5 protein-coding genes are annotated in these 7,568 nt (G+C 63.4%); 1 reads left to right on the top strand and 4 read right to left on the bottom strand.

The window, feature by feature from the left end; translation table 11 throughout:
• A partial coding sequence (locus tag ACT6Y9_RS07065) for a hypothetical protein (protein ID WP_443744010.1) occupies positions 1–3,127 on the top strand: 3,127 nt, incomplete at its 5' end.
• Positions 3,128–3,591: 464 nt separating this feature from the next.
• Here the strand turns inward: ACT6Y9_RS07065 and ACT6Y9_RS07060 are convergent.
• The 4 genes from ACT6Y9_RS07060 to ACT6Y9_RS07045 form a co-directional block, all read right to left on the bottom strand.
• On the bottom strand, positions 3,592–4,173 hold the full coding sequence (locus ACT6Y9_RS07060; RefSeq protein ID WP_443744009.1) for a flavin reductase: 582 nt from the start codon (positions 4,171–4,173) through the stop codon (positions 3,592–3,594).
• A gap of 190 nt (positions 4,174–4,363) precedes the next feature.
• The gene (locus ACT6Y9_RS07055) at positions 4,364–5,575 is read right to left on the bottom strand and encodes a MalY/PatB family protein (RefSeq protein ID WP_443744008.1); all 1,212 of its coding nucleotides are present in this window, start codon (positions 5,573–5,575) and stop codon (positions 4,364–4,366) included.
• A 53-nt stretch (positions 5,576–5,628) separates the two neighbouring features.
• A complete protein-coding gene (locus ACT6Y9_RS07050; protein WP_443744007.1) occupies positions 5,629–6,483 on the bottom strand; it encodes a DUF3737 family protein in 855 nt (284 codons plus the stop codon).
• Between the two features lie 646 nt (positions 6,484–7,129).
• On the bottom strand, positions 7,130–7,568 hold a 439-nt coding region (locus ACT6Y9_RS07045), incomplete at its 5' end, for an MATE family efflux transporter (protein ID WP_443744006.1).

The raw sequence follows: 7,568 nt of genomic DNA, 5'->3' as shown, positions 1-7,568 counted from the left end.
CACGGCAACTGCGAAGACTGGTGATCTGTCTGTCAGGAACGCAGAGATCAATGCGGCGAAGGGCGGAATCACGCTTACGGCTGAAGCTGCTGACATCGACGCCTCGGGTGTATACCTCTCCGCGGTGGGTGCTGTCAGGAACGCAGAGATCTATTCGGCGAAGGACGGAATCACGCTCACGGCTGAAGCTGCCGATATCGACGCCACCAGTGCAACACTGGCGGCTAAAGACGAGGTGAAACTCACGGCGCAGCGGTCGATCACTGCAACTGACGCCAACGTGACGTCCGATTCGCTCACGATGACGACCGAGACGGGCAGCGTTGAAGCCACTGGCTTCACGGCGACCGTTGCTGATCAGGCTTCGATTGTGGCGGGCAACTCCGTGACGCTTGACGGCTCCAAGCTCGGTTCAGGCGCCCTCACTGCGTCCGCAAAGTCGGGTGACCTGTCTCTGAAGTCGGCGGAGTTCGATATTTTCGGGGCCGCAAAACTCACGACGAAGGACTCGATCACTGCAACTGACGCCAACGTGACGTCCAATTCGCTCACGATGAAGGCCAAGACGGGCAAGCTTGATGGTTCTCGTTTCACGGCGACCGTTGCTGATCAGGCCTTGGTTGAGGCAGGCGACTCTGTGACGCTTGACAATACCAACCTCACTGCAGGTGCTCTTACGGCAACGGCGAAGAAGGGTGAACTGTCTGTCAAGGACGCGGCGATCAAGGCGACGAAGGACGGAGTCACGCTCACGGCTGAAGCTGCTGACATCGACGCCTCGGGTGTAAACCTCTCCGCAGTGGGTGCGGCCAAACTGACGGCCGGTCAGGATCTGAAGCTCGCGCCGTCGGGCGACGCTGTTGCAAGAGTGACGGCGAAGTCGCTTTCGGCCACTGCCAGCGGCGCCCTCGATGCTTCGCGCCTTGAGGTTAAAGTTGAAGAAGCATCAGCGTTCCAATCGAACGGTCTGCTGACGCTCACTGACGCCATTGTCTCGGGCGGGTCGCTCCGCGCCGAAGGCGATGCAGGGGTTGAAGGCTCGCGCATCACGGTCGGGGTGACGGGTAATGGCTACAACGAGGGTAACCGCGACGACTACGAAGGCGTCGTTACCATCAAGTCCTGCAAGGGTCCCGTCACCTTGACGGGAGCCAACGTCAAGGCCGATAAGGGCGACTTCTTCGCGCGCTCTGAAGGCGACCTCAACCTCGAAACGGCACGCTTCGAGATTCTGGACGGCGGCCTCGGCTTCAAGAGCACGGGCGGCGACCTGACGCTCGCCGGCGCCACCGGCCTCAAGGGCGATTTCCTTGAAATGGACGCCGATGGGTCGATCGGCATGGAGAGCATGGAGCTCTCGGTTGAGGATACTCTGCGCATTTCCGCGGGCGGCGACATCAACTCCCGCAACCTCCAGCTTGAGATCACCGAGGACGAGAACGGTGTAGGCGGCAAAGCCTACTTCGAGGCAAAGACGGGCACCGTGCACCTTGAAGGGAGCACGATCACCGCCAATACCTCGGACGGCTTCATCGGTGACATGACTGTGATTGCGGGCAAAGACGCCCGGCTCGACGACGTCTTCACGCCAGAAAAGAACGTGAAGGCCGAGAGCATGTCGATCCGCGCTGGCGATGCGGTCAACTTCGGCGAAGGCACTGTTGCGCTCGAGACCAAGAAGGACCTCACCGTTGAAGCGGATCACCTCACGGGCGACCGTATCGCGGCAGAGTCCGTCTTGACGGCAGGCAGCGCGCTTTCAATTTCGGTGAAGGAGGATCTGCATGTCGAGGAAGGCGTCCAGGCTTCCGGCAAGAACGTGAAGTTCACGTCGAAGGACTTTACGCTCGCCGACCGCACGACAGTGCGCGGCGGTTCGACGGCTGAGATCGACGCTTCGGGCGAGGTTGCCTTCACGGGCGACGTCCTCGTGACGGCGGACGACTCCGTCGGGATCGGCGCGGCATCTGGCGGCATTACCTTTACGGGTGCTGTCACGGTGGGCGACGAGACAAAGGCGGAGAACAAAGCGAAGGTCACCCTCCATGCGGCGGACAGCATCCTGCAGCGGGAGGTGTCGGGCAACGCGGGCGTGCGCGGCTCGACCCTTGAAGCTCAGTCTTCGGGCGGTTTCGTGAAGCTCGATGCCCGCGAAGGCGGAACATCCGGTGAGGGCGGCAACGCCTTCACTCAGGCTGCCATCGAGTCTGCGGGTGACGTCGTCTTTGGTTCGACCGGCCGCACAACCGAGCTCGCGGTCAACGCATCGAAGAATGGCGCCGTCTCGGGTGACCTGCGTGTGCAGGGCGAACGAGGTGCGGTCATCTTCACCAACGGTGTTTCTGCAACGGGTGAAGTGGTGGTGAATGCCGCTGCGGTGCAGGGAAGCGATCTCTCGGCCGACGGGCGTCTGGCCATCGTCACTGCGCTCGAGAAGAATGCGCCCAATGGTGCGCCTCAAGGCGTCGTCTTCTCCGGCGGGCTCTCCGGCAGCATTGTGACGGTCTACGCCGGTTCGGGCGACGTTGTGATTGAAGGGCCCGTGCGCTCCACTTTGGGCGAAGTTGACGTCTACCGGCTCGACCAGACCGAGCGCGGCGTCGTCCGTGTGGGCGAAGCGGATTCGGCCCATACGCTCGTGGTCTTCAATGCGCGCGGCGATGTGGTTGCAGGTCCGATGCATTCGGCCGACACGCTCTACGCGTTCGCCGGATGGGAAGGCCGAGTCTACGGGCGGAGCGGCTTCACGAGCGACGTCCACAAGGCTGGTGCCGTGGAGCATGCTGAGTCGATCGGCCTCGTGCCGGACTTCTCGGAGTGGCTGAACCTTGACGCAGCAGGGCTCGACCCGACGGCGCTGCCGCGGCTTAGCTTCACTGCAAGAAACCTCGAGTACGCCGACACGGACCGCATCGGACCGTGGAGCTTCCTCCACGAAGACCTCACGACGCCTCTTGGAAGCTGGCTCTTCCTGAGACTGCGGCCAGATGCGGCGGAGGACGACCAGGCGGACGACCAGGCGCACGAAGCACTCTTCGAAGGCTTCCCCGCCCGGAAGGACGGCGAGATCGGGGATCTCCGTGAACCGACGAAGGAGGACTTGGGCTGGATCATGACGAGTCTCTGACCTTGAGTGAGGTGCAGGGAGGCGTGCTGCGGCGCGCCTCCCCGCAAACTGCAGATGTAGGCTTCGGTTTCGCGGAGCACCTGTGTGCAAGAGAAGCGCTCTTGACATCCTCTCCGCCCTGAAGGACGGAGATTTCCTGCTGAGTCCTCAAGCGTTTTTAGGCGCTTGAGGATCTCTTCGGATGAGTTCCTGCTGCTGACCTGCGCATCTCTTTCGAGAAGGCCGATTCACTTCGAGCTGCAGCAGTTGACTGCAGCCTTCCTACAGGCTCTGAGGCGCTGCCCGCGCCCGAGCTGCAGGCGGCACCCTGTAGCCGACCAGGGGAGGTTGGAACAGGAAGGCCGGCCGCCGGATGCGCCGGAAATGAAAAAGGCCTCGTCCGGGCTGGAGGACAAGGCCGTGCTGAGGCTGGGTTTTGATGGATTCACGTCCCGGGGCTGCGTGCCCCGGGCGGCGCCGCGGGGTTATTCGCCCGTCGGAACGACGTTCTTTGCTTCACCCATGATGTAGAAGTGGCCGCCCTGGGTGTAGTAGGTCGGCCGGAGCGCCACGGGTGCCTCCTCGAAGTTCCACCCGTCGTCCTTCCACGCATCGGCGTTCGCCCAGGCGGCGACCACGCGGCCGAGGAAGAGGTCGTACTTGGCGGCCATCTCGGGCTCGGGGAGCTTCTCGAGGATCACCCAGGCCGAGCACCCTTCGGCGAGCGGCATCTCGTAGCCCGGGACCTTGAAGAACTTCATGCCGCTCTTCTCGAGCTTCTCGGGTTCGTCATGCTTGCTCACGCTCCCGAGGTAGAGGAGCTCGGAAAGGATCCCTTCGCCGGCGACGCCGAGGGCGAAGTACTTGGCGTTGTCCATGAGGGGACGCGTGTAGTGCATCGAGTCGATCACGACGGCGCCCTTGTCGTAGTCGAGGGGCATGTTCCAGGAGGCCGGCATCATGTCAGTCCTGCCTTCGAACTCCGCGGAGACGAGCACCGTCCCTCCGAGGTTGAGGAGCTTGCAGGCCTTCGCCGGAGCGACGGGGATGAGTTTGGGTTGCGTCATGGTGAAATCCTCCGATGAACGAAGCGCGCGGGCGGCTTCGGGATTCGGTGCCGCAGGAACCGCCCGCGCTGGTGAGCGTGTGGATGCATTATCGGACGCCGCGGCCGCAGAGAAAGACCGCATCCGCTCCGGAAATTGCCTGAAAGGCGCAGACGCGTTCGAACGTTGCGACCAGGCGCAGGACGAAGAATCAGCGTTTTTCGTCCGCGGCCCGGCACACGCCGTAGGCGAAGCGCCTCAGGCCCTCCAGAAGAAGCTCCCGCCGGGTCGCGAGGTTGATGCGCACGAACCCTTCGCCGGCGGCGCCGTAGTCGGTGCCCGCCGCCACCCAGACGCCGTGTTCACGCTTGAGGTGCGCGGCGAGGCGCTCGACCGTGAGGCCCTTCGGGAGCACGCCCCGCAGGTCCGCCCACATGAGGTAGGTCCCTTCAAGGGGTGCGATGTCGATGCCCGGGAGCTCCGTTTCGAGGAGGCTTCGGGCGGCGTCGATGTTCCCGCGGAGATATTCGAGAAGCTCCTCGAGCCAGGGTTCGCCCGCATTCCACGCGGCGACGTCGGCCGAAACGCCGAAGACGTTGATGTCGCAGCATTCGTTGTCGTTCACCGCACGGTCCACTTTGGCGCGCACGTCGGGATTGGCGGCGATGATCGCGGCGATTCCGGCGCCCGCGAGGTTGAAGGTCTTCGTGGGCGACGTGAAGACGATCGTTCGGTCCGGGTCCGCCGTCGGGATCGTCCCCATCGGAACGTAGGGGTGCTCGGAGAAGACGAATTCGCCGTGGATTTCGTCGGAAACGAGCATCACGTCCGTGCGGTGAGCGATCGCCGCGACGGTCTCGAGCTCCTCCTTCGTCCAGACGCGCCCGACCGGGTTGTGGGGGCTGCAGAAGAGGAGCACCTTGACGTCCTCGGGGAGGAGCGCCTCTTCGAGCGCCTCAAAGTCGATCCGCCAGCCTGCGGAACCGTTCACAAGCGGAATCTCCACCGCCCGGCAGCCGTTGTTGCGGATCGAGGAGTAGAAGCAGTTGTAGGCGGGCGTGAGGAGCGCGACGCCGTCGCCCGGCGTCGTGAAGGCCTTGATCACGGCCGAAATCGCCGGCACCACGCCCGTGGTGTTGAGCACCCATTCGCGCGGGAAGTCCCAGTGGTGGCGCCGGCGGAACCATCCGCGGAGCGCCTCGTACCATTCGGCCGGAACGCGCTCGTAGCCGAAGACGCCGTGGTCGACCCGCGCGTGAAGCGCTTCAATCACACAGGGCGCCGTGCGGAAGTCCATGTCCGCCACCCAGAGCGGAATCACGCCCTCGGGGGAGAGGTCCCATTTGTAGCTCCCCGTGCCGCGGCGGTCGGTGGGGCGGTCGAAGTCGAAGGTCGGCGTGTTGTAGGCGGCGGGCGTGGTCATCTTTGCGGGCGAATAAGCGATGTGGTTGGCTGCGGCCTTTGGGAGAAGGGTCCTCAGGCCGCAAGATCGGAGCATTCCACGACGCAGTCTGCACCCGGCGCTCGGTTTCCGTCGAGGATGAATTCGCCCACGGAAGTGCAGCGGATGCGCCCCGAGGTCGGGTTCTTGATGCTCGTCACGGGGCCGGCGATGTCGGCGTCGACATCCGAGTATTCGAACCCGAGGTCGGAGTCCCGGTCCATCGTGCAGTTGACGAGCTTCAAGCCCTCGCAGTAGCAGAAGGGCTGCGTGCCCTTGATGCGGCAGTTGATGAGCGTGAGCCTCTTCGTGTGCCAGCCGAGGTACTCGCCGTCGATCAGCGAATCGCGCACGGTGATGTTCTCCGAATTCCAGAAGGCGTCCTTGGCGTGGATCTCGGCGTTCGTGATGGTGATGTTGCGGCAGTACTGGAAGGCGTAGTTGCCGTGATGCACGTAGTCCTCGATCGTGATGCCCGAGGAGTGCATGAAGAGGTAGTCCGCGTGCTCGGTGCGGCACCCCTTCATCCGGACGGCGGACGTGTTCCAGAGGGTTTCCATCGCGTCCGTGAAGACGACGTCCGTGAGGGTGAGCCCGACGGCGTCGCGGAACATCTTGGGCGCGTCGATGGTGGAGGCCGTCATGGCGATGTTCTTCACGTACCAAATGGCCGCGCGCGCTCCGGGCGTGAAGCGGCATCCTGCGATCTCAACGTCTTCGGCGTGCCAGAAGGGGTATTTGCCTTCGAACTGCGAGTCCGTGACGACGAGGCGCTTGACGTGCTTCAGGGCGGATTCGCCCGCGTGGACGACGACGCGGGCGAGGTGCGCGTCGTGAAGGCCGAAGAGCGGGCGTTCGCCGCCGAATTCCTGGTTTTCAATGAGCTGCATGGTTCGGTCTCTCTCAAGAGTACAGCGCGGATGGACGGGGAGGGCGGAGCATGGCGCGGCGCTGGGTCGTTCGAATGCTTCGCCCGCCTGCCGTGGCCATGGGCACTGCGGGTCGATGTTGTGAAAAACTCTAAAAGACCGGGCGGGCCGGGCGGTAGCGCAATCACTTCAAACAATTGCCGGATTCTGCCTTGAAGGGCTTTCCTCGGGCGTCGCGAAGCGTCTGGATGCGTTGTCCAGAGGCGACGCTGCGGAGACGCGCCTCCCGTGGATCCCGAGCCTCGGCGTCCGTCCTCCCTAGCGTCGGCAGTAATTTGAAGAAGTGTGACCCGGCGAGGTTGCGAAATCGCCGGCTCCTCGAGGAGGTCGCAGGATCAAGCTTGGGCGATCCAAGGCATCTATGTGCCGGACTTCGGCACAATGGGAACCGGTCATTGAAGACGTGACGCGAGGCGAAAAACCACTCTCTGAGCCTCAAATATTACTCAACATAATGGTCGTTATGTTGAATAATGAGATAATCCGGCGAAAAACGAAGTTTCGTCGGTTTCCTGCAGCGCCAGTGCTTTGAGGCCGTCTTCGAACGTCCCGCTACGATCAACGACTTGTGGACGCGCATTTTGAGCAGCGTTCAAAACAGAGGATGTCAAGCGACCGCCCTGCCCGCCACGAGCGTCTTCTGGTGCCTGAAGTAGAGCGCCGCGAGCGCGACCGTCGTCACCACCCAGCTCACCGGGTAGACGATGATGAGCGTCTGGTACGTCGGGTCGGCGGCAAAGACCGTGTAGACCCAGATGAGGCGGATCGAGCAGATGCAGATGAGCGTCGTCATGGCGGGCGGCATCGAGTAGCCGTAGCCGCGCATCGCGCCCGAGACCGTCTCCATGATGACGCTCACCGGCTCGGCGAGCACCACCCAGAGGATGCGGATGAGCGCGATCTCCATCACGGCCGTGCTCGTCGTGAAGAGCCCGAGAAGCTCTCGGGCGCAGGCCATTACCACGCCCACCATCGCGACGGTGGCGATGAAGTTGAGTCCCATCGCGACCCAAGTCGCGCGCCGGCAGCGCGGGAGGTTCCCGGCG

The organism is Sutterella sp., from assembly GCF_052272535.1.
Classification (GTDB): Bacteria; Pseudomonadota; Gammaproteobacteria; order Burkholderiales; family Burkholderiaceae_F; genus Sutterella.
This window is presented reverse-complemented; position numbering and strand designations above follow the sequence as displayed.